Here is a 22,711-nt window from a genome sequence, read left to right on the forward strand (position 1 = left end):
CGGTCAGTAATCGTAGGCGGTCAGGATGTCATTGACCGACTGATCAGGCGCACGGTCAAAGGTCTTGAGGGCGACGGTCGGGCGATTGGTGAAAAAGCCGTCCACACCACGCTGGCGATAGGTCTCAAGGTCTGCCGGCTGGTCCACGGTGTAGGCATGCACAAGCAGATGGTGTTCGTGCGCCATGTCGATCATCCATGGGGCAGCCAGTTCGCTATAGCTGAACTGGCGTGAAAAGTCTCCGTCATGCTCGCTTTGAATTGTTGATGGTCCTACCCCGATGGCACCGTGATCCTTCGCGTAGCTCAGCCATTCACCGTAGTCCGCCTTCGAGGCAACCTTCTGGCGTGCGTAGTAATCGGCGTCTGTTTCATCTGCGCCCTGCGGGGCTGACTGTTCAAGCGGTATCGAGCCTTCCCCGCCCCACAATAGCAGGATCTTCGGCACGTTCGGCATCTGCTGCTGCAAGGCCTCAAGGCTTGGCTTTTCAAATGTCTGCAGGATGACGCGGCCTGGCGTATAGGCAACATTGACTGCCCCATTGGACTCACCGGCCGGTTGTGTTCCGGCCTGTGGCCCAATCCAGTCGTGGGCCTGCAGGTACTGCTTCAAATCCTTCTCGATGCCCGGAAAAAGGGTAGGTACCTTGGTCTCGATATAAAGCCCGGGGTGGTTGCTGCCCCCCTCGGCAATATCACGAATCTCATCCAGCGTCATGATCTTCAGGCCCTTGAAGCCTGGTCGGGCCCGGTCCGGGTAGGCCGTGTTGAACCAGCTGCCGGCATCCAGCTGCTTGAGTTCGGCCAGGGTGAACTGGCTGACCGGGGCATCGGCGCGGGCCGGAAACACCTCGGCCACATTGGTGGTGCGCTGCAGGGTGTTGTCGTGAAGGGCAACCAGGTGGCCATCCCTTGTGCGCTGTAAATCAAGTTCCAGATAGTCGGCACCCAGGTCACGCGCGAGCAGGTAGGCCGGCCGCGTGGATTCGGGGGCGTTGAAGGAGTCGCCACGATGGGCAATGACCGCCGGGTCGGGTATGCCGAGGGCGGCGCTGGTCTGCGCGGAGGATGAGGCGTCCCTGGTCTCGTCGGCCAGGGTGGGTGTGGCAGAAAGCGCTGCAGTGATGGCCATGGCCAGCAGTGAGGTACGGGCGATCGGGTGACGTGAAGGCATACAGGTTCCCTGAATGTTTTCATGAATACCGGTCGGGATATCCGGCCGGCATGTTCAGTATGGCTGTCTCTTTGCGGCTTGCCTGGTCCGAAGGTCTGCACCGGGTTTTCGACATGCTCGGGCATTGTCATGCAGTGTTCATCATGGGTGTGTCATCTCGATGACGCTGCCCATGCTCATGCGAGTGAATGCTCGCCAGCGCGGCTGTAGGCAGGCGCTAGCCATTCGACGGCGTCAGGGTCATCACGTGATCCGGTTTTTCGGCCTTGTAGGTCTCTCCGACCTTCTTGATCGGCTGCTTGAGTGTGAGCCAGGCGTGCTGGCCATTCGGCGAGAGTGCCAGGCTGTTGGGCATGGCGGCCTCCAGCGGGAGTTGCCCCGTGAGCGTCAGGTCATCGGTATCGATGATCGAGAGTGTCTTCGCGTCACGCTGGCTTACCAGCAGGCGATGCTTTGGACCATCAAGGGTCGCGGCCAGGCTGTCGCCGCCCAGGTCGATCGAGGCGATCCGTTTACCGGTGGTGGTATCCAGTACGGTCACGGCATCACTTTTGGCGTGGGTCACGAACAGGTGGTGTGCGGCCTTGTCGAACGCCAGGTTGAGCGGGCTCCTGCCGCCGGTAGGCCATTGATCGACGATCGTGTTGTGGGCCGTGTCTACCACGCGCACCGCGTTGTCCTTGTAGGTCGACACGAACAGGCGGTCGTTTTCGGCATCAAGCGCGAGCCCGGTGGCCCACTCGCCGAACCCGGTGACAGTCTTTTCGAGCGAGAAGCGTTGGGTATCGACGACCCACAGCACGCTGTCAGTGCCGACGCCCGAGATATAAAGCGTCTGGCCATCAGGGGAAAGCACCAGCTGGCGCGGGTTGGGGCCGAACGGCTTCTCTTCCCCCTCGGCCGGTTCAGGGGCGGGCCTGGCCAGTTGCAGGGTATCCGTGTCGCCGGTGTCGAGGTTCAGACGAATAAGGCTCTGATCGAGCGTATCGCCCAGATACAGGGTCCTGCTGGCATCATCGAGTGCCAGTCCGAAGGCCTTGCCCGGCAGCGCCCAGCGTTTTTGAATGTCGAGCGTCTTCGGATCGAGCTGGTAGACCATGCCCCTGGCACCCTCGTCGAACCCGCCGGCGCTGGCCACGAACACCGCATTCATCGAGGGGCTATAGGCCAGTTCATACAGCGCATGGCCCAGCGCCCGGTCGGTGCGCACCTGCCAGCCGGCCGTGGGCATGGTGCGGCTTTCGGCGGTATCTGGTGACGTGGTCTGATCGGCTGCGGCTGTGGGTAGCGTCCAGAGCGGCAGGGCAACAAAAGCCCCTAGAACCAGCGCGCGTGGGGTGGAGATGGGCATGGTGACTCCCTGTGATGATGAATTTAAACGCGTATGATAGTCATTGTTAAATTATAATGATTCTCATGAATGATAAAGGGTTCCGGCGTTGTTTTCATCCGAGGCACCAAAAAAACGCCCGCAGTGGCGGGCGTTGTGTGAGAGGCAGGCACGGGCGTTTATGCCCTCAGGCCGGATTGAGCAGCCGTCGTGTAAACAGCGGGGTGGCAGACAGCCGGTGCAGGCGTTTGGCCGTTGCCAGCACTCCGAGATCAATCAACGGCTCCACCAGGATGACTGACATGTAGGCCACGCCGAAGCTCGCAATACTGGCCACGTGCTCGAGCCCCTGGCCGTATACGGCCCAGAAGGCTACCCAGGCTACGATGCCCCCCTGATAGGCCGTTGAAAGCTTCAGCGCCTGGGTGTAAGTGAGCTCGGTGTAGCGCGTTCCCCTTGCAATGATACGTCCGGCCAGCACATGGATACCCCAGAGCGGTATCAATAGCGTGGTGACGTTCATGCCGTACTGAGGCAGATCAAACGGAGCGAAAAGCAGCCCCTGCAGCAAAAGCCCCGCTGCCAGCCCAATGGCCGTCGGGCCTGCACCAAACAGCAGGAAAAGCGTAGAGCCCAGAATCAGGTGGACTTCCGATACTCCCACCGGATGGTGAGGCAGTACCTGAAAGAAGCCGAAGACCAGCAGGGTAGCCAACAGGCTACGAGGCACCATGCCGATCAGTCCTCCATCACGGCTGATGGTCTGCCAGGCCATGCGTGCGGCGATGCCCAGCGCACCGGCGGCTGTCGCATAACTGAGCATCAGTTTGGCGCCGGTCACTACACCGGGTTCGATATGCATATCATCTCCTTGTCTGCACCCACCGTGCAGTCGTGTGGTCAGGTGGTTATCCGGCAGGTTTCCTGGCTTGTGCGTCCTGGCCCGTTTCATCCTTCCCGACCTGTGCGCCAGTGGGTACATGAAAGGGCTCGTCACTTACAGTTGCGGGGGCAGCCACGGTCTTTCACCGCGTTCCCTTTTCAGTTCAACGGGCTGAACCACCGGATGAACCAGAGCATACGTGCATCGGTCAGGATGAGCACGCCTGTTGATACCCGGGTGATTCCGGTAATGATTGATGTCAGGAAAATGCTGCGCTGCCGAGCCTCGACGCGGCAGCGAACCGGAGGGCCGTACCGGTCAGTAGGCCCTGAAGCGGTAATCCTCAAGCCCGGCGGTGTCGACCGGCATGGAAAAGAGCGAGCCGGACAGCGGCGCCTGCTGCAGGGCCTCGTCACTCATGTGCTGCCGTGCGGTGGTCACAAACAGCGTGCGGCGGTCTTTGCCGCCGAACGCCACTTTGGTGGGTTGCGGTACCGGCAGGGGGTGGTGGGACAGCAGCTCGCCTTCCGGCGACAGTTCGATCACGGCACTGCCGGCATACAGGGCACACCAGTAGTGGCCGTTCCGGTCGACCGCGGCGCCATCCGGGTAGCCTTCAATGCCCAGGGTATCGAGGTCCACCCAGTGCGTTGCCGGGCCAATCCTGCCGGTATCAAGGTCAAAGGCGTGGCGGTCAATGCGTCGATGAGGTGAGTCTGCATGGTACAGCCAGCGCTGGTCCGGGCTGAACGCAAGGCCGTTGGCAATGGTGATGCCCTCAAGGTGCTGTTCAATGCTCTGCTGGTAGCTGAACAGGGCGCCGACGGGGTCGGACTCACCATCATGCTTGGTACCGACCCAGAAACGTCCGCGCGCATCACAACGCCCGTCATTGCACCAGCTCACGTTCGAGTCCTGCGGACCATCAACGAGGCAGTGCTGTTTCCGGCCCTCGGCATCCAGCCGCCAGAGCCCTGAGCGGGTGGCAGCCACAAAGCCGCCATCGTCGTGCAGGGCAACGCAGGCCAGGGGTTCGTCAATGGTGATGTAGTCGGGCGCCGACTCGCCCGGGTCAAGCCAGTACAGCCGACCTTCCCGAATATCCACCCAGTAAAGTCGAGCCGTAGCATCGTCCCAGAACACGCCTTCGCCCAGCGTCATGGTCAATCGACAGTGCAGCGTCAACATGGTGAACTCCCTTGTTCGGCGAATGATCTAGTCGTGAAAGGCATCAACGATCACGCGCTCGCCCATCATGAAGGCATCGGCCACATGGCGGAACGGGCGAATGTCCACATCGCACATGCCGGCACGGATCAGCTCGGCGAAGTGACGATACAGCCCGACATATTCAACGTCGTCACCATCAAGTACCAGCTCGTCATCGATGAACAGCTTGCTGCCCCCTTCATCCAGCACCAGTGTGCCATCGCGAGTCTCCACCGTGATGCGCCATGTCTGAGGGCCGGTCTGGCGCCAGTCAAGGTCGGCATGGATCGGTGTGTCGTTGGCGTCGGTGAAATCGAGGGTGGCGCCAATCGGGGCCTGATGGTTTTCAGGGACTTCAAGTCGCGCCCTGGTCAGGAAGAAATCCATCGGCAGGATGTGGGTCACGATCGACAGGGCATTGATGCCCGGGTCAAACACGCCCAGCCCACCGGGCTGCCAGATCCATTCCTGGCCGGGGTGCCAGGTCCGCACATCTTCACGCCATTGAATATCGACACGGGTGATGCTGCGGCCGACAAGCCATTCGCGTGCCTGAGCGACACCGGCGGCTTCGCGGGCATGCCAGCTGGCATACAGGGTGACGCCTGCCTGATGAGCGCGACGATACAGGTCTTCGACTTCGCTCAGTGTGACACCGGGCGGTTTTTCCAAAAAGACATGGCGACCGGCCTCTATGGCGCGCCGCGCCTGGCCATAGCGCACCTGGGGCGGTGTGCACAGGGAGATGGCCTGCAGTTCGTCATTGCCGGCGAGCATCTCGTCCAGATCATTGAAGGTGGTGATGCCGTCAAGCGTGGCGTTGCGGCTGGCACCGGCGACCAGGGTAAATTCGTCGCAATGGGCGAGGGCGGGAATATGCTGGTCACGGGCAATCTTGCCGATCCCGACGAGGCCGATGCGTATGGGCGCTGACATGAAGCTATCTCCTGGCTGATTGGGGCGCCTCGATAGAGTAGCGGCTTAAGCAGGCCTGCACACACAACGTTAGTCTATAGAGACGTTGTATGTGCCTGTTACGCGGGCAGGATTATCGCCTGCCCCGGGTCGTCAGTCGGTGGAGTAGCGAGTGCCGCCGGAGGCACTCTGACCTTCGGGGCAGGGGCGATCGGTGGTTGATAGGGTGCGTCCGCCGGACCCTTCGCAGATGGTGCTCCTGTTGGGCGTTCCGTCGTAATCCTCGAGGTGGTAGTTGTCCGGCACGTAGTTGGATCGCCAGTGTTCCGTGTCGGGGGCGATGAGTACATTGGCCTCGATGTGTGGGCGCCTGTCGCGCTCATGATGCGCTGACTGTCCCTGGTTCGAGATGCTGTGCTGCCGTTCGATAATGACCGTCTCGGCCATGCTCGGCAGGGCCGGGCCGAATGTCAGGGCCGCGACCAGCAGGCGGCAGGGAAAATGGCGCATGAACTCACTCCTTGAAGGTATCCCCTTGATATCGGCCGAACGCGCCTCGGGTACAGCCTTGTCCGCCGGGCCACGTTCCTGTTGCCCGGCGCAGGGCGTTACGGGGGCGTCATCGCAAGCGGTGGTGCCGGAATGACACTCACCCCGTAGGATGAGGCGGGGCACGTCTCCAGCGCGGTGGCGGGTATCAGCGCCCAGTCATCTCCCCCGTGGGTCAGGCGATGTGATCGTGTGGGGTCGACGCACGGATGATCATCAAGTTCATGATAGTCCACCAGCATGAAGCGTGAGGTGGGGGCCTGGCGTATCCAGCCACTGAAGCGTTCGAACTCTTCATCACTGCCGGCATGGATGCCGGCAGTGACCACCGGCTGACGTGCTTCGAGCATGGCGGATTCATTGTTGGTGGACAGGGCCAGCGTACTCCGAGCGCCGGTCACGGCGACCACCTCACGCATCAGTGACGCTGCCGAGCGGGTCGTATCCATTTGGGGATACCCCACCAGTGACCAGCCCAGCCAGCACAGAAGTATCCACGGGGTGTACAGCATCAGCCCCTGCCTGGGGCGAATGAACAGCGCCAGACCCAGTGTCAGGGCGCCGGTCACGCCCCACCAGGCCCAGGGAGACAATCCTTCCTCGGCGGCCAGTCGGGTAAGTGAAGGCAGGCCGGCGGCGCCGAGCAGGCCCACAAGCCCCAGCACCGCTCCTCCTGTCATGGCCAGCCACCAGCACAGCCGGTTGGGCCATGCGGCTCGTAACAGGCCGGGAAGCAGGGGAGCCAGTATCAGAATCAGCAGCGGCGCTGTCGGCGTCATGTAGACGCCGCGCTTGCCAGGGCTCATCGAGAAAAACAGCAGCATCAGGCCGAGCATCGACATCGGTAGCCACACTCGTGCATCAGCGCGTCGGATGCGGCGCCACAGGGAGGGTGCCACCCAGGGCAGGGTCAGGGTCCAGGGCAGCCAGGCCCAGGGCAGCACGTCAACAATAAAGTACCAGGCAGGTTGCACATGAGCCCAGGAGTCGGCGTAGCGCTGGCCGGTCTGCTTGAACAGGATATTGTCGCGGTAGGCAGCGAGGGCCGGGTCCGGATGCAGCCAGGTGGTGTAGATCACCATCGGCACGACCCACAGTGAAAGCGTCAGAACCAGAAGGCCGAGGCCGCCGGCCAGCTCTTTTGCCTTCAATGGGTGAGGCCGCCATGGCCCGGCGGGCCTTCGCCAGTGCAGCAAGGCCCAGGCGGGCAGCATCAACAGCGGGAGGAACCCGACCCCCTTGGTCATGATGCCAAGTCCCATGGCGATAAAGCCCGTATACCACCAGCGGCGAGCCGGCCCCAGCAGGGCATGACGCAGCAGCCCGTAAACGCCAAGGGTGATGAAGAAGGTCACGGTCATGTCGATCTGGGCGCTTTTGGCCTGCAGGGTAAACTGCGTCGTGATCAACAGGGCCATACCGGCCAGAAGGCCGATGCGCGCGCCATAAAGACGACGGGCAAGGTCTGCCACCAGGGCCTGGGTACCCAGCCCGGCGAGCAGTGAGGGCAGCAGAAAGGCCTTCGGGCTGCCGGTAACAAGCTGTGCCAGCGCGACCAGCCAGAAGTACAGCGGGGGTTTGTCCGGGTACAGTTCTCCGGCGCGGTGCGGTATCAGCCACTGGCCGGTCGATAGCATTTCCCGAGCGATCAGAACGTAACGGGGTTCATCCGGTGACCAGGGATGGCGCAGCCCCAGTCCGGCGCCAAGCACCAGCAGGCTGATCAGACCAAGGCACCACCAGTGGAGGGGTGTGACGCGGGGGATATGAGCTCTGAAGGCCGGGCGGACAACCATGACCGGAATACCCTTGTGAACGTGGACATCAAGGGTATCCCGTCTGGCTTACGTGTTTATTAACGCAGGTTACCAGCCCCAGAACATCAGCCACCAGGCATACAGAATCACGCTGATCGTTACGCCCAGACCGGCCAGGGCGGCCAGCCGGGGCAGCAGGGCCTGACGATAGCGTCCCGTGATGCGATATCCCAGGTACAGGCTCCACAGGCTGCCGCCGGCGAGCAGCGCCGCTCTGAGGTCGTTGATCCAGTAAAGCGTCAGACCGTCGCCGCGCAACAGGGTGACGGTAGTGGCGGAGAGCCCTAGAAATACGCCCAGCCCGCCCAGCGGGATCAGTGCATGAGCCAGATGCCACAGCCGCTGGGTAGACCAGCCGCCCAGCAGGCGATTGGCCAGACAAAGCGTCAGGCTCAGCACGCTGCCCATCACCAGCGCCGTGGCCAGGATATAGGTGATCAGCATGGCGCCATCGAGCAGATTGAACACGTCATTCTGCTCGGGGTAGTTGGTCAATATCCACCAGGGGGCGGTGGTGGTCAGCGGCCACATGATGTCGTGATTGACCAGCCAGACCGCGCAGGCCTGCTTGAGGCTCACAAACCAGGGGCTGGCCGACCAGTGGAAGGCGCCAATGGCCACGCCGAACAGCCCGAACAGCAGCAGGATGAACTCTTCACGAGTCGCCCGTGTCGCGCTTTCCTGCACGATATCCTCGGACGAGGAACGAGCCTTCAGCGAAATGGCATTCTTGTGGCCGCTGCACTTGCCGCACATGTGACAGGCGCTGGCAGTCTGCAGCTGCTTGAGGGGCACCAGCGGCGGGCAGTGCACGCTTTCATGACGAATGGGCTGGCCGGCATGCTCCCGGTTGAATGCCGTCCAGGCGCGCTGGTCGGTACGAAAATGCACCGGGGCAAGCTTGGACAGCAGCATGAACACGCCGTTGACCGGGCACAGATGACGGCACCAGACGCGGGTGCCACGCCCGTAGATCAGCCCGACAATGATGGCTGCTACGGTCGAGCCGCCCAGCACGGCCAGCGCCCCGGTAGGGTACTGGTAAACGCTGGCCATCTGACCGTACAGGGTGGTGCCCAGAAAGCCGACAAACGGCCAGCCCTGCCAGCGCAGCCATTTGGGGATGGCGCGGCCAAGGCCGACGCGGCTGGCCGCCTCGGTCAGTGTGCCTTCGGGGCAGAAAATACCGCACCATACCCGGCCCAGCAGCACCATGCTGATCAATACAAACGGCCACCAGAGCCCCCAGAATACAAAGGCGGCAAGCACGGTCAGGTTGGTCAGGATGTGGTCCTGATAGTCAGGTAGCGGCAGCAGGGCGGGCACGATCAGCAGAAAGGCATACAGACCCACCACCACCCACTGGATCAGCTGGATGGGCCGCCGGTGACGGCGCATCCAGAGCCCCAGGGCGGCCAGTCGGTTGACCTTCGGTGGGGCCGCGCCGGCACATCCCCCCATCAGACGCCCCCCTGCGCAGCCACCTGCAGCCGCTGCTGGCGGCGCTTCTGCCAGGAGAGCAACCCGAGTACCGTAACCCAGTAAAGACCGAAGGCAATGACCATGGTTTCAGCCGGCCAGGCGCGATAGCCCGCGAAGGTGGCCAGCAACCCGCCGACGCCTGCGCTGTCGTCCAGCCAGGCGCTGGTATCCCATAGCGGGTCCATGCCGGTGGGCAGGGCGCCGAGGCCCATCAGCTTTTCAACGCCACTGATCAGCAGCGAGCAGGCCAGCAGTAACAGCAGGGTTTCGGTAATGCGGAAAAACCATTTCCACGAAAACACCCGTGAACCCAACTGCATGAGGAAAAAGGTCACCAGGGCCAGGCCGAACCCGCTGGCAGCGGCGCTGACAAAGCTCCACAGCCCGCCCATCTGAAGCTGGGCCATGCCCATGCCATACAGAAAGACCACCGTTTCGCTGCCTTCGCGGGCCACCGCGATGGCCACCAGCACGGCAATGCCCCAGAAGCGGGTCTGCTGGACGGCGTTTTCAAGTCCCTCGTGCAGCTCGCGCTTCAGGTGCCGGGCGTGTACCCGCATCCAGAGCACCATTTGTACGATCAGGGCGCAGGCAATCAGTACCATCGTTGCCTGAAAGATGTCCTGCGAGTCGCCCTGCAGCCAGCTGTCGGCCTGCATCAGCGCTGCACCGACAATACCGGCCAGCCCCAGCCCGGCCAGCACCCCCAGCCACAGATAGCGCAGCCCGATGCGCGAGTCGGCCTGCCTGAGCCAGGCGTACACGATACCGACGATCAGGATGGCCTCGACGCTTTCACGCCAGACAATGAATAGAACCTGCTCCCACATGGTAAGGGATTCTCCTTCCGGCACGGTCAATGGAAATCATGCGCACGTCTTCTTCACGCCGGTCGGCGCTTACTCCGCCACCAGGGTGCCGCGTGCGTCAGGGAGATGGAACTCATCGAAAAAGTCGTATTCGCCCGGTTTGAGCGGATGAACCACGACAAAGGAGCTGACACCAGGCCCCATCACCTTTTCCTTGCGCAGCGACGTGCTTTCGAATTCGACCGGCGTGTTGCCGGTATTGTGCAGCTCGATCTTGAACCGCTCACCGGCCTTGACATGCAGGGTCTGCGGCGTCAGCTCCCCGTTGTGAAGCGTCAGGGTGTATGAAGGCAGGGCGGCCTGGGCCAGCGCTGGTACGGCCAGCAGTATCGGAAGTGTCAGAAACAGCAGGGCTTTCATTGGTGCACTCCTGAAAAGGGATCGCGCCCGGCAGTCGGGCGCGGCGAAGACTCAGTAACCGCCTTTCTTGCCTACACCTGCATAGGTGAAGTCATACTCCACGGTGATGGGGTCGTACCATGCACCGACACCGGTTTCCTTGTCGACATGGCGCTGCATGTCCGGATGGGTAATGGTGTAGGTCAGGTGATACTTGCCCGGGCCATCAAGCTTTACGTTGGCACCGTAGTGAGGGCCATCGCTGGCCACCATCGGCATGAAATCCCCTTCGATGGTGTTATCGCTGCCCTTTTTGCTGAGCGCATAATGAACGCTCAGGTAGGGAATCCAGTCGCCGGGCGCAAAGCCGTTGGGGTTGTCTTCCAGCGAGTGGATATCGGCTTCCAGGTGAACATCCGCCTTGTTGGCAGCCAGCTTGCCGGCCGGTTCCATGGTGACCGGTTGCAGATAGACCGCCGCGATTTCCATGCCTGCTTCATGTTTGGGCTTGCCGATCGGGTATTCAAGAGCCATGGCGGAAGTGGAAAACAGCGCCAGGGCGGGCAGGGCCCACAACATACGTGATGCACTCATGACATTTCCTTTGGTGATTGGTGACTCTGACGGATTATCTGCCGTCCGGTTCCCGAGACGCGCGTGCTTCAGGGATAGCGCATGAATGAGAATCGGTTCGCAATGGTAAATATAACGTTTATCACCGACGCACAACCAGTGAATCCATGCCTGAAGATCAATAAAAGTCAGTGCAGACAATTGCCACGCCAGGATTGTCGCGGCAGGCTGCCTGTGTCGATTACCGGAGACTGCCTCGTGACCAGTGATTTATCCGCCCCTTTTGCAGCGCTGACCTGTCAGCGTCGCGTCCTGGCTGCCCGTCGCCATCGCGCGCTGATGTGCTGGCAGGGAACACCTGTCGAGCTGGTCGCGCGCGCCCGGCAGTATCTGGCTGATCAGGGGGATGTGCTGTGGGTGTCTCCGACACCGCCGGAGGCCATCGACGTGCCTCACTGTCGGCCCGGGCGTGCCCGCGCCTGGCTGGGGCGCGAGCGGGATATCATCGTGATGGATGCCACCGAGGTGTTCGACCCGGAAGCCCTGGGCGCGCTGTCCGGGACGGTCAGGGCTGGCGGAGTGCTGCTGCTGCTGCTGTCCGAGACATTCGGCCAGACACCGGATGATGGCTATGCCCGTCTCGCCGACTGGCCCTGGGAGCCGGCGAGCCTGTCGTCCCGTTTTCTGGCCCGTTGTGCCCGGCTGCTTGAATCGTCAGCCGCCTCGTTTGCCATCCCGGAACGTGACATCCACCAGGGGGTCACCGAGCACCAGCGCCACACCGAGAGCGGCGTCCGGTCTGATGGCAGTCTGACTGACGATCAGACCGCCGTGGTCAATGCACTGATAGCGCTCAAGCGGCGGCGGCCGTTGGTGATCACGGCAGACCGGGGCCGTGGCAAGAGCGCATCTCTGGGGCTGGCGGCGGCTCGGCTGCTGGCAGGCGGGCAGACCACACTGTTCATTACGGCACCTGCCATGGCTGCCATCGAGCCGGTGTTTGATCGTCTGGCGGAGCAGCTGCCCGATGGGCACCGCGACGGCACTGCCTTTCTGATCGGCGAACAGCGGCTGCAGTTTCTGGCACCGGATCAACTGGCGGCAAGTGGCGGGCCTGGCACCACGCTGTTTGTCGATGAAGCGGCGGCCCTGCCGGTACAGGTATTGACCCAGGCGCTGGAGGCCTTTCCCCGGATCGCCTTCGCCACCACGGTGCACGGCTATGAGGGCTCCGGTCGTGGCTTTGAGTTGCGCTTTCGCTCTCTGCTTGATCGGCGGGCGCCTCAATGGCGCGCCATGACCATGACGTCACCGGTGCGCTGGGCCGAGGGAGATCCCCTTGAGCAGCTGACTCATCGACTGTTGCTGCTGGACGCCGAGCCGACTGCGCCCGGTGAATCGGGCGAGCCGGTACGGGTGGTTGTGCTGGATCGGAAGGCGCTGGCCCGGGATGAAGACCGTCTGGCCGAGGTGTTCGGGTTGCTGGTTCAGGCCCATTACCGTACCTCGCCGGCCGACCTGCGACAGCTGCTGGATGGCCCGGGTATCGAGGTGCGCGTGGCGCTGGAAGGCGAGCAGGTGATCGGCGTGCTGGTAAGTCTGAGCGAGGGCGGCTTTGATGCCCCGCTGGCGGAACAGATTGCTCGGGGGGAGCGACGCCCGCAGGGGCATCTTGTTGCCCAGTCGCTGACCCTGCATCTGGGGGAGGCCGCTGCAGCGCAGGTGCGGTGGCGGCGTATCATGCGGGTTGCTGTCCATCCGGCACGCCGCCGCCGGGGGGTAGGGCGTCAACTGGTCGAGGCGCTGGCGGCAGACGCTGGCGGGGCGGCGTTGCTGGGGGTCAGTTTCGGGCTGGATGACACCCTGCCGGCCTTCTGGCAGACGCTGGGGTTCACGCCGGTGCGCGTCGGCCTGACCCGGGAAACTGCCAGCGGTGAGCATGCCTTGATGATGGCGCGCCCGCTCACGGCCGATGGAAACACCCTGCGTGCCCGGCTGGCCGCTCGGTTTTCCACCCTGCTGCCCGACTGGCTGGCCCGGGAGCTGGTGGCACTGGACCCTGCTCAGGCGGCGGGCGTACTGGCCGGTTTGCCCACACCGTCCGCGGAGGAGGGCGACGCACAGCGGCTTGATCGTTTCATCAGCGCCAATGCCCCCTGGGCGCTGAGCCGCCCGGTGGTGCAGAAAGCAGTCTGGCAGGTGCTGGCATGCCATGGCCTGGTGGAGGGCAGTGGTGTGGCGGTTGGGCTGGCATTTCAGAGCATGGAGGCCCCGCAGCCGTTGCTGGCCCGGCTGTTGCCAGCCGAGGCCAGCGGCGTTACCGGTCGGCGGCGCTGGCTGGCCCGGTGGCTATCGCAATGGGGAAGCGAGCAGCTATCCTAGGGCAACGCATCAAGGAGATCCCCATGAACGAACAGCTCGACACGCTCGAACCGACCGCCCTGTGGCGCCATTTTCGTACCTTTTGTGATACCCCGCGGCCGTCCGGTCATGAAGAGGCCATCATCGGCAAAATCGTTGACTGGGCCGAGCAGCGTGGCCTGACCTGCGAGCGTGATGACACCGGTAATCTGCTGGTCAGAAAGCCGGCCACGCCCGGGCATGAAAACGCCCCCGGCGTCATTTTGCAGTCACACGTGGATATGGTGGCGCAGGCGGCCAGCGGCCATGATCATGACTTCACTCGCGATGCCCTCGATACCTTTGTCGAGGACGGCTGGCTGCATGCCCGGGGGACCACCCTTGGCGCAGACAATGGCGTGGGCGCGGCAGCGGCGCTGGCCATTCTGGGCGAGTCATCGCTGACTCACGGCCCGCTGGAAGCGCTGTTTACCGTGGAGGAAGAGGCTTCACTGGTGGGCGCACGTTACCTGCAGAAGGACTGGCTGAGCGGTCACTATCTGCTGAATCTTGATTCGGAGTCCCGGGGGGAGGTCTATATCGGCTGTGCCGGGGGCAACGACGTCAAGGTTGATCATGATTTCACCTTGGTGGCACCCGGCGAAGGTCAGACCGCGTTGTCACTGTCGGTCAGTGGGCTGGTCGGCGGCCACTCCGGCATGGACATCGACAAGGGACGGGCCAATGCCAACGTACTGCTTTGTGCCTGTCTGTGGTCGCTGCGCGATACCGGGCTGCAGCTGATATCTCTGGACGGCGGCACCATGCGCAATGCCATTACCCGTGATGCGCGTGCGGTCTTTCTGGTACCCGAGGCGGCGCGCCGCCTGGTGACTGAAACCGTGGCGGCCTTCCAGACGCGGGAAGCCCTGCTGTACGAGGGGGTCGATGACGGACTGGTGCTGAGCGTGGAAGACGGCGAATCCGCTCAGGCCATGACCATGGAAGACAGCCGCAAACTGCTGGCGGTGCTGACGGCCATGCCTTATGGCATCGACCGCATGAGCCAGACGGTGCCCGGCATTGCCGAAAGCTCCAACAACATCGGCGTGCTGCGGCTTGAAAACGGCCATCTGCATCTGGGCGCCATGGTACGGGCATTGCGGCTTGAAAGCGCCGAGGCGATCAATGAGCGGTTCCGGGCGCTGTTTTCCCTGATTGACGTGGAAGCCATTGCCGGTGAGGGCTATCCCGGCTGGGCGCCTCAGGCAGACTCTCCACTGCTCGCCCGCTTTCTGGCCCTTCACGAGCGGGAGCTGGGCCGTGAGGCGGAGGTCAAGGTCATTCACGCCGGGCTTGAGTGCGGCATCATCGGTGCCCATTACCCGGGGCTGGACATGATTTCCTTCGGGCCGACCATCCTGGGGGCGCACTCTCCGACCGAGCGAGTAGAGCTTGCAGCGGTCGAGGAGTTTTATGCCCTGCTCAAGGCCATGGTGACGGATCTGGCCTGACCCTCTGGTTTTTTCGCTGTTCATTGCTGCCGGCCCCTGTGCCGGCAGCGTTGTGTGGTGACGCAGAATTGTCATGAGGGGTAGACGGCAGACGTAACCTCGTGAAATACTGAGCATCCTTACTAATGAGCGGCTTTGCTCGTATTACGCGCCGGGCGATCCGGCGCGCTTTTTAGTAATCAGTAACCTTCCTTTCTGTTCCGCCAGGACAGGCCTGTTTTTATCCGAGGTGGCTCAATGAATGCGATCTGGGCTGATCGTGTACTGATGGCACTTAAAACCGCCATTGCCGTCGTCATTACCCTTTATATCGCGATTCGTTTCGGACTGGTTCAACCGGCCTGGGCCATTCTGGGTGTACTGCTGGTGACGGTGCAGCCGATGATGTTTACCGGCGCGACGCCGCCGGTGGGCGTGATGGTACGCCGTGGTATCGCGCGTCTGCTTGGCACGGTCATAGGCGCCGTGGCCGGTGTGGTATTGATCGGGTTCTTCGGTCAGCAACCCCTGTTGTATGTGCTTGCCGCCGGCGCCTGGCTTGCCGTGTGCACCTATGGCGTGATGCTGCTTCAGGATGAGCCGCTGAGTTACACCATGATGCTGTGTGGCTATACCGCTACCATGGTGTCGCTGACCGCCATCGGCCATGATCCGGTTCATGTCATTGATTATGCCATCGGGCGGACGGAAGAAACCGGGCTGGGCATTATCGTGGGGCTGATAATCAACATTGCCGTCATGCCCCGGTTTGGCAGCGACCGGCTGCCTCAGGCCATCACCACGTTTTTAAGGGAGGTGGCGCGTGAGTCGACCGCGTTGCTTGAGCAGTCGGCAGACAGCAATCGTCTGGCTCGTTATCAGGCGCTGCTGCAACAGCAGCGTCAGATGGATCAGACCCAGGGCATGGCCCGATTTGAACACTGGCGCTATCGATTGCACCGTCAGCCGCTGGCCCGCTTTGCCAGCGACAGTCTGGCACTGCTGTCGGCCCTGGCCGATCTGGAGGTGGCTCTGGCGCGGCTGCGTCTCAAGCCGGGTGGGGAGGCGCTGGCCAGTGACATCAGCGCCCGGATGCAGGCGTGGTTCATGGCCTGGCAACGGCTTGATGATACCGGGCGCGTCAGTGATGACGCCCTGTCCTTTCCTGTCCTTGAGCGGGATACCTCGGTTCCGCCGCCGACACAGGCCTGCATGGCACTGGTCATCTCGCGACTGCAGGATATTTCTGCCCTGATGCTGCATGGCCAGCGCCTGCTGTCGACGCTGCACACGGGGCGGGCGCCTCGCGAGCTGCCCCGGCGAGCGAGGGGAACCTGGTTGCACCTTGAGCATCGTGTTGCTGCCTTCAACGCCTTTCGTGTCTTTGCCGGCTTTACGGCTCTGGGGCTGTTCTGGCTTCACAGCGGCTGGCTGTCCGGCTATTTCGCCATGATGATGATGGCGGTGTTCTGTGTACTGTTTGCCAAGGCGCCGAACCCTCACCGCATCGTATTTCACTTTTTCATCGGCACGGCGATTTCGGTGCCGGTGGCCATGCTGTATTCCTTTATCATCTTTCCTGCCATCAGCGGGTTCTGGCTGATGGCCATCAGTCTGGCAGTGCCCGTCGGGCTGACGGCGCTGATGTTGCCCTATCCCGCGCTGGCGGCATCGCTGCCGGCAATCATCAACCTGTCGATGACCCTGAACCTGCAGCAGCAGTTTCACTTTGCCCCCCTGGCGCTGCTTAATTCCTCACTGGCGTCGCTGGTGGGTACCGCGGCGGCAGTGGTGGTCTTTCTGCTGTTTCGCCAGCGTCCAAGTCATCAGCGGCTGCAGAACCTCTTTGGGGGCTTCTGGGATGAGTTTGCCCGGCTGGCCGGAGACAGTGCGCTGCCTCATCGCGGGCGGCTCGAGGTCCGACTGCATGATCGCCTGGGGCGAATGATGGCGCTTGGCAGTACGGCAGATCAGCTTCACATGGCCACTACGCTGCACGGACTTGGTCTTGGGGTCTGGCGGCTGCGCCATCTGCGGCGGCGCATGGCGTCCTCGACCGAGGGGGTGGCCCTGGACGAGTTCGATCACTGGCTGTCGCGGCTGGGGCACACGCTGTATCAGGAGCAGGAGGCGCACAGTGGTGTTGATCGGGAGGCAAGCCGACAGGCATCGCATGAGGCCATCGACTGGGCGCGGACGTTTTATCATGCCAGACCGCCCTGGATCAGCATGGCCGCCGAGCTCGAGATGCTGTCCCATCGATTGACGGCGCTTGCCGGTTCGGACAACACCCTGTCTGTGGAGGATGATCATGCTGAATGAGTGGTCGCTGTTCGGCTTTTTGCTGCCGCCGCTGCTGGTACCACTGCTGCTGGCGGGCGTGCTTCATTTCCTGTCGCGACGTCTGTGGTCGCGGATCGGGCTGTATCGCTGGTTCTGGCATCCGAGCCTTGTGGATATGGCATTTTTTGCCTTGTGGTTATGGGTAGTCATGGCGTTGTGGCCTGCCCCCGTGTAACGCATCGGAGTGATTATGGTGTCAATCAATCGAAAACCCCTGCGGCTTGTGCTGACTCTGGCACTGCTGGTGCTGGCCGGCGTGGCGCTTTATCAGATATGGCAGCACTACATGCATGACCCTTGGACGCGGGATGGCCGTGTCAGGGCTGATATCGTCCATGTCGGGGTAGATGTGTCCGGGCTGGTCGACCAGCTGAACGTGCACGACAACGAGCGCGTCAGCCAGGGGCAGGTGCTGTTTACCATCGACAAGGCGCGCTACGAGCTGGCGCTGTCCAACGCTCGCGCGAATCTGACGAAGCTGAAGGTCGATGCCGACAACACGCGTCAGCGCTACCAGCGTCGTCGGGACCTGAAACAGTACGTCTCCGATGAAGAGCGCAACGACGCCGAATTCAGCTACCGTGCGGCACAGGCGGCCGTGTCTCAGGCCGAGGTGGCCGTCAGCCAGGCACAGCTGGACCTTGAGCGAGCCGTCGTCAAGTCGCCGGTCGATGGGTATATCACCAACCTGTTGCTGCGGCCCGGGCAGTATGTGAATGCCGGCGCAGAAACCCTGACGCTGGTCGATGCGAACAGCTTCTATGTGCAGGGGTATTTCGAGGAAACCAAGCTGTCGCATATTCACCCGGGCGACCCCGCGCGTATCAAGCTGATGGCGTGGAGTGAGCCGCTCAGGGGACATGTGAACAGCATTGCACGCGGCATTACCGACAACAGCCTGTCCAGCCAGTCTTCCGGGCTGACCAGCGTTGATCCGACCTTTGACTGGGTGCGCCTGTCCCAGCGGTTACCGGTACGCATTACCATCGATGACATCCCGGACGATGTTCAGTTATCTGCCGGATTGACGGCCACGGTCTATATCGGTAGTGATATACCTCCGAACGAGTCCGGTTGGCGACGGTCGCTGCGCCAGTGGCTGGAAGGCTTCTTCAACGTTTGAAACAGGTCGGGCCCATGCCCGATCGTGATCCATTGCTGGCAGGGGAGCCATGATGACCGTGCTGATCCGCTGGTGTGTGCTGTTGTGCATGCTGTGTCTTGCCGGGCCGGCAGTCAGCCTGGCGGCAGGCTCGTCGCCGCCCGAGGCCACGGCCGCTCAGGCGTTCGAGGCACATCAGAGTGATGTGCTGATCACCGGTGAGGGGGTGGTGTTTCGGATACTGAGCGATGATACGCGCGGAGACCGGCACCAGCGTTTCATTCTGCGACTGGCCGATGGGCAGACGCTGCTGGTGGCGCATAATATCGATCTTGCCCCACGGCTGGATGGCCTTGAACGCGGCGCCCACGTTCGTTTTCGTGGTGAATATGTCTGGAACGCGCGAGGGGGCGTGCTCCACTGGACTCATCATGACCCGCGGGGACGCCATCCGGATGGCTTTCTGGAGTATGACGGCCGACGCTATCAGTAAGTGCTGCTGTCAGCCCATGCAGCAGCGCTTTGCCTTTTTACCGCTGCCGCAGGGGCAGGGGCCATTGCGGGAAACCTTTTCCGCTGGTGGGTTCTGAATCCCGTCCAGGTAATACCAGTGGCCCTCCTCGCGGATGAAACGCGAGCGCTCATGCATGACGTGAGATATTCCCTCCGCCAAAAAGGCCGCCTTGAATTCCACCTCGCCCCGCCGGCCCCGTTCCTGGCTTGAAATGATCTCGAGCCCCGTCCATTCGGCCTCACGTCGCGACAGGGCCGCCGCCGATAGCTCCCGGCGCTCTGGACGGCCCGGGGCCCATGTCGCCAGCAGGTAGTCTCCCAGCCCGCCAAGGGCGAAGGCACTATAGCGGGAGCGCATCAGTGCCTCGCAGGTGGCCGCAACGGCCTCACCGCGATGCAGGGGCGCGCAGCAGGTGGCGTAAGGATGGCCGGACTGGCAGGGGCAGGGAGCAGGCATGGAAACTTCCGGGTCTGGAATGTGAGTGAAGCCTATCAAGATTCGAGCCGGTATGCCGTTTTAAGCAGCAACTTCGCCGGCTGCGCCGTGCGTGACTGCGACAAGAGGCTGGGCTTCTCATGGATCAACTGTTCGAAAAAATTCACCAACTCCCGAATGTTCCTGAAGTAGTGATGGAGCTGATCGAGAACTTCAACAACCGCAATATCAGCGTTGATGAAGTGGCCAGCAGTATCAAGAAGGACCCGAACCTGGCCCTCAAGGTGCTGCGCATGGCCAACTCGGCGCGCTATGGTGCCGGACGCAATATCGGGTCAATCGATGATGCGGTCATGCTGCTGGGGTTTGATTGCGTCAAGACCCTGGTGATTGCCTCCGGGGTGACCTGTGCCTTCAAGGAAATTCCCGGACTTGATCGGCGCGAGTTCTGGCGCGAGTCCTTCATGGTGGCCAATATCGCCCGGACCATCGTTCGCAACAGCAAGATAAAGGACGTGTCAGCGGAAACGGCCTTCACCTGTGGCATCCTGCATAACATCGGCCTGACCCTCATGCATATCGGGCATCCCGATAAAATGCTGCGGATCGACAAGCTGGTGGAGCAGGGAGCCCTTCGAAGCGAGCTGGAGTTGAACCAGTTCGGCTATGATTACACCCAGGTCGGCGCCGAGCTGGCGCGCCGCTGGCGCTTTCCGGAAACCATTCGCACGGCGCTGGAATTTCAGAACCATCCGCTGGATACCAGCCCGTTTTCGGCGTACGCCGCGGCGGTTCACCTGTCTGCATACCTGTATCGGTGCATCGTCAACGGCAAGTCCGAGGAAGAGGCGCTTGGGCAGTTCCCGGTGGATGTGCGCAAGCCGCTGTCACTGGACCTGTTGACGCTTTACGAGGATATCGTCGAGCTGATGCATCAGGACGACGACATCGACACCATCCTGGCCTGAGCCTGCGTGATACCCGGGGCCCGTCCAGGGCCCCGGACAGGGCTTTATGCCGAGGTGCCCAGTACCTTTCTGAGAAAGCTGCGAGTGCGGGGGTCCTTCGGGTCACTGAACAGCTGGTCCGGTGGCCCCTGCTCTACAATGCGTCCGCCTTCCATGAAGATCACCCGGTCTGCCACATCGCGGGCAAACTGCATTTCATGAGTCACTACCATCATGGTCTGGCGCTGGCTGGCCAGCTGTTTCATGACGCCCAGAACTTCTTCGACCCATTCAGGGTCGAGTGCCGAGGTAGGTTCATCAAACAGGATGACTTCGGCATCGGCCGCCATGGCCCGGGCAATTCCGACCCGCTGCTGCTGACCTCCCGACAGGGCCGACGGATAGGCGTTGCCCCGGTCGCCAAGTCCTACACGCTCCAGCAGTTCCATGGCGCGGGCGTGGGCGCGGGCCCGGGGCCAGCCGTCCACCACGATCAGGCGTTCGGCGACATTGTCGCGCGCGGTCCGGTTGGCAAACAGGGCGTAGTTCTGGAAGACAAACGCTGTATTGCGCCGCAGCGCTAGCTGCTCTGCCCGGGAGGCTTTGGCAAAGTCGATTCGAAGCTTGTTCAGGCTTATTTCGCCGCTGTCCGGCGTTTCCAGCATGTTGATGCAGCGCAGCAGGGTGGACTTGCCGGTACCGCTGGGCCCGATCACTACAATGATCTCGCCCTTTTCAATGGTGAGGTCAATGCCGTCGAGTACGGTGCTGTTGCCAAAGGTCTTGACGAGACGGGAGAGAGTAATCATCGCGCGTAGGCCCTGTTCAAACGATGTTCCAGCATCTTCTGCAGCCGGGACAGCAGTTCCACGACTACCCAGTAGATAATCGCCACGGTCAGAAAGGCCTCGAAATACATGAAGCTGCTGGAAGCGTCCTTCTGGGTCGCGCCCATCAGTTCGGTCACGCCCAGGGTAAAGGCCAGAGACGTCGACTTGATCATGTCGATGAAGTAGTTCATCAGCGTTGGCACGGCAATGCGTGTGGCCTGAGGCAACACGATACGCCGCATCAGCTGCCCCTGGGTCATGCCGATCGACAGCGCCGCCTCGGTCTGGCTGCGGTCGACACCGGCAATGGCTGCCCGGATCGATTCAGCCATGTAGGCACTGAAATGCAGGGTCAGGCCGAGGATGGTGGCCGTGATGCCATCTACCTTGACCAGCGACGTGAAGATCTGCGGCAGACCGTAATAGAACAGAAACAGCTGAACCAGTAGCGGGGTGCCGCGGAAAAAGGAAATGAACAGCAGCGTGAGCTGGTTCAGTACCGGCGGGCGGGTGACACGTATCACCGCCAGCAGCGAGGCCAGTACCAGCGCGCACAGCATGCCGGCACTGGCCATGCCGAGGGTAATCGGCAGCTTGGTGAGCAGATACGGCGCCAGCTGGGCCATGTAGGAAAAATCAAGCACGCTCACACGCTGCCTCCTGGTGCGACTCGCTTATGGCGAGGTAATGTCAGTGCCAAACCACTTCTCGGAAATCTGCGCGAGGGTACCATCATCTCGAAGGGTTGCCAGTGCCTGATTGACCTTGTCACGCAGGGCTACGCCTTCGCTGTCATCGCGAAACGGCAGGGCGTTTTCGATGCGTGAAAACGGCTGGCCGGCCAGTTGCAGTGGCAGCGGTGTTTTCTTGATGACCTGAGCGGCACTGACGCGGTCCATGACAAAGGCATCGGAGCGACCAAGGGCGACATCCTGCTCGACATTGGACTCATAGGTCTTGATGTTGATGTCGTCGGCATTGGGCAGTTCACGCAGCAATTGCTCGAAGTTGGTACCCAGATTGACGGCGACGGTCTTGCCGGACAGATCCGCGGGGCCTTGAATGCTGTCATTGCCCCGTTTCACCACGACCTGTGCACCGTCATACACATAGGGTGTGCTGAAGGCGTACTTGGCCTTGCGCGCGTCGGTGATGGTGATCTGGTTGGCGATCGTATCGATGCGCCCGGCGTCCAGCATACCGGCCAGCCCGGAGAAGTTGGCCGTGACAAAGGACACGTTTTCACCGATCTGCTTGCCGATGGCGTTCAGAACATCGACTTCAAAGCCCTGAAGCTTGCCCTGCCGGGCGAAGGTGAACGGGAAATAGTTGCCGGACATGCCGACCCTGATATCGGCCTGAGCGGGCAGGGTAGCCAGGGTCAATGTTCCCAGGGCCACAACAGACAGCAGTGTTTTGATGTTCATCGATGGAGTCCTTGTTCACGTCATCGTTATTGGCAACATGGTAGGTCAATAATTCAATAACGTCATAAAAGAATAAATCTATATGCCTTTTTGTTTTATTCGATCAGGATATCCCGGCGCTGCATATTCATTATGCTGACA

The 22,711-nt window shown here is 61.9% G+C and carries 22 protein-coding genes and 1 riboswitch; of the genes, 7 read left to right on the forward strand and 15 right to left on the reverse strand.

The genetic code is table 11. The features are described 5' to 3' along the window. Nucleotides 1-3: 3 nt before the first annotated feature. The 11 genes from NAT21_RS01910 to NAT21_RS01960 form a co-directional block, all read right to left on the reverse strand. On the reverse strand, nt 4-1,173 hold the full coding sequence (locus NAT21_RS01910) for a glycerophosphodiester phosphodiesterase (protein WP_250935240.1): 1,170 nt from the start codon (nt 1,171-1,173) through the stop codon (nt 4-6). A gap of 217 nt (nt 1,174-1,390) precedes the next feature. Further along, a complete protein-coding gene (locus NAT21_RS01915) occupies nt 1,391-2,524 on the reverse strand; it encodes a YncE family protein (RefSeq protein WP_250935241.1) in 1,134 nt (377 codons plus the stop codon). Nucleotides 2,525-2,690: 166 nt separating this feature from the next. Then, on the reverse strand, nt 2,691-3,365 hold the full coding sequence (locus NAT21_RS01920; protein ID WP_250935242.1) for an energy-coupling factor ABC transporter permease: 675 nt from the start codon (nt 3,363-3,365) through the stop codon (nt 2,691-2,693). 35 nt (nt 3,366-3,400) lie between these two features. Further along, nucleotides 3,401-3,585, reverse strand: a riboswitch (cobalamin riboswitch). Between the two features lie 119 nt (nt 3,586-3,704). After that, a complete protein-coding gene (locus NAT21_RS01925) occupies nt 3,705-4,574 on the reverse strand; it encodes an SMP-30/gluconolactonase/LRE family protein (RefSeq protein ID WP_250935243.1) in 870 nt (289 codons plus the stop codon). A gap of 27 nt (nt 4,575-4,601) precedes the next feature. After that, entirely contained in the window at nt 4,602-5,531 is a 930-nt protein-coding gene (locus NAT21_RS01930; RefSeq protein WP_250935244.1) for a Gfo/Idh/MocA family protein, read from the reverse strand. A gap of 132 nt (nt 5,532-5,663) precedes the next feature. Continuing rightward, nucleotides 5,664-6,020 (reverse strand): hypothetical protein, encoded by a 357-nt coding sequence (locus NAT21_RS01935; RefSeq protein WP_250935246.1) that lies wholly within the window; start codon nt 6,018-6,020, stop codon nt 5,664-5,666. A 98-nt stretch (nt 6,021-6,118) separates the two neighbouring features. Continuing rightward, the gene (locus NAT21_RS01940) at nt 6,119-7,855 is read right to left on the reverse strand and encodes an ArnT family glycosyltransferase (protein ID WP_250935248.1); all 1,737 of its coding nucleotides are present in this window, start codon (nt 7,853-7,855) and stop codon (nt 6,119-6,121) included. A 69-nt stretch (nt 7,856-7,924) separates the two neighbouring features. Then, nucleotides 7,925-9,337: a 4Fe-4S binding protein gene (locus NAT21_RS01945; RefSeq protein WP_250935250.1), complete on the reverse strand. Its 1,413-nt coding sequence runs from the start codon at nt 9,335-9,337 to the stop codon at nt 7,925-7,927. Next, nucleotides 9,337-10,188: an FTR1 family iron permease gene (locus tag NAT21_RS01950; RefSeq protein ID WP_250935252.1), complete on the reverse strand. Its 852-nt coding sequence runs from the start codon at nt 10,186-10,188 to the stop codon at nt 9,337-9,339. The genes NAT21_RS01945 and NAT21_RS01950 overlap by 1 nt, the downstream gene beginning before the upstream one ends. Nucleotides 10,189-10,257: 69 nt before the next feature. Next, on the reverse strand, nt 10,258-10,587 hold the full coding sequence (locus NAT21_RS01955; protein WP_250935254.1) for a cupredoxin domain-containing protein: 330 nt from the start codon (nt 10,585-10,587) through the stop codon (nt 10,258-10,260). A gap of 51 nt (nt 10,588-10,638) precedes the next feature. Then, nucleotides 10,639-11,160 carry an iron transporter gene (locus NAT21_RS01960; RefSeq protein ID WP_250935256.1) on the reverse strand — a complete coding sequence of 174 codons (522 nt, stop codon included), beginning with the start codon at nt 11,158-11,160 and terminating at the stop codon, nt 10,639-10,641. Nucleotides 11,161-11,397: 237 nt separating this feature from the next. On the opposite strand from NAT21_RS01960, the gene NAT21_RS01965 reads away from it, so the two are divergent. From NAT21_RS01965 to NAT21_RS01990, 6 genes are all read left to right on the forward strand, one after another. Then, entirely contained in the window at nt 11,398-13,521 is a 2,124-nt protein-coding gene (locus tag NAT21_RS01965; RefSeq protein ID WP_250935257.1) for a tRNA(Met) cytidine acetyltransferase TmcA, read from the forward strand. A gap of 23 nt (nt 13,522-13,544) precedes the next feature. Further along, the gene (pepD, locus tag NAT21_RS01970; protein ID WP_250935258.1) at nt 13,545-14,993 is read left to right on the forward strand and encodes a beta-Ala-His dipeptidase; all 1,449 of its coding nucleotides are present in this window, start codon (nt 13,545-13,547) and stop codon (nt 14,991-14,993) included. 237 nt (nt 14,994-15,230) lie between these two features. Beyond that, the gene (locus NAT21_RS01975; RefSeq protein ID WP_250935259.1) at nt 15,231-17,294 is read left to right on the forward strand and encodes an FUSC family protein; all 2,064 of its coding nucleotides are present in this window, start codon (nt 15,231-15,233) and stop codon (nt 17,292-17,294) included. Continuing rightward, the gene (locus NAT21_RS01980; RefSeq protein WP_250935260.1) at nt 17,284-17,490 is read left to right on the forward strand and encodes a DUF1656 domain-containing protein; all 207 of its coding nucleotides are present in this window, start codon (nt 17,284-17,286) and stop codon (nt 17,488-17,490) included. Before NAT21_RS01975 ends, NAT21_RS01980 begins: the two co-directional genes overlap by 11 nt. A gap of 15 nt (nt 17,491-17,505) precedes the next feature. After that, complete coding sequence (locus NAT21_RS01985; protein WP_250935261.1) at nt 17,506-18,438, forward strand: efflux RND transporter periplasmic adaptor subunit; 933 nt, start codon at nt 17,506-17,508, stop codon at nt 18,436-18,438. 49 nt (nt 18,439-18,487) lie between these two features. Further along, nucleotides 18,488-18,910 (forward strand): DUF3465 domain-containing protein, encoded by a 423-nt coding sequence (locus NAT21_RS01990; RefSeq protein WP_250935262.1) that lies wholly within the window; start codon nt 18,488-18,490, stop codon nt 18,908-18,910. Between the two features lie 9 nt (nt 18,911-18,919). Here the strand turns inward: NAT21_RS01990 and NAT21_RS01995 are convergent, their stop codons facing one another. Then, nucleotides 18,920-19,387 (reverse strand): YchJ family protein, encoded by a 468-nt coding sequence (locus NAT21_RS01995; RefSeq protein WP_250935263.1) that lies wholly within the window; start codon nt 19,385-19,387, stop codon nt 18,920-18,922. Nucleotides 19,388-19,506: 119 nt separating this feature from the next. On the opposite strand from NAT21_RS01995, the gene NAT21_RS02000 reads away from it, so the two are divergent. Beyond that, nucleotides 19,507-20,334 carry an HDOD domain-containing protein gene (locus tag NAT21_RS02000; RefSeq protein WP_250935265.1) on the forward strand — a complete coding sequence of 276 codons (828 nt, stop codon included), beginning with the start codon at nt 19,507-19,509 and terminating at the stop codon, nt 20,332-20,334. Nucleotides 20,335-20,378: 44 nt separating this feature from the next. Here the strand turns inward: NAT21_RS02000 and NAT21_RS02005 are convergent, their stop codons facing one another. From NAT21_RS02005 to NAT21_RS02015, 3 genes are read right to left on the reverse strand one after another with little or no spacing between them, the layout of a single operon-like run. Further along, nucleotides 20,379-21,122 carry an amino acid ABC transporter ATP-binding protein gene (locus NAT21_RS02005; protein ID WP_250935267.1) on the reverse strand — a complete coding sequence of 248 codons (744 nt, stop codon included), beginning with the start codon at nt 21,120-21,122 and terminating at the stop codon, nt 20,379-20,381. After that, the gene (locus NAT21_RS02010) at nt 21,119-21,769 is read right to left on the reverse strand and encodes an amino acid ABC transporter permease (protein ID WP_284732695.1); all 651 of its coding nucleotides are present in this window, start codon (nt 21,767-21,769) and stop codon (nt 21,119-21,121) included. The genes NAT21_RS02005 and NAT21_RS02010 overlap by 4 nt, the downstream gene beginning before the upstream one ends. A gap of 48 nt (nt 21,770-21,817) precedes the next feature. After that, nucleotides 21,818-22,570 carry an amino acid ABC transporter substrate-binding protein gene (locus NAT21_RS02015; protein ID WP_250935271.1) on the reverse strand — a complete coding sequence of 251 codons (753 nt, stop codon included), beginning with the start codon at nt 22,568-22,570 and terminating at the stop codon, nt 21,818-21,820. Nucleotides 22,571-22,711 lie beyond the last annotated feature (141 nt).

The organism is Larsenimonas rhizosphaerae (genome assembly GCF_023700005.1).
GTDB lineage: Bacteria > Pseudomonadota > Gammaproteobacteria > Pseudomonadales > Halomonadaceae > Larsenimonas > Larsenimonas rhizosphaerae.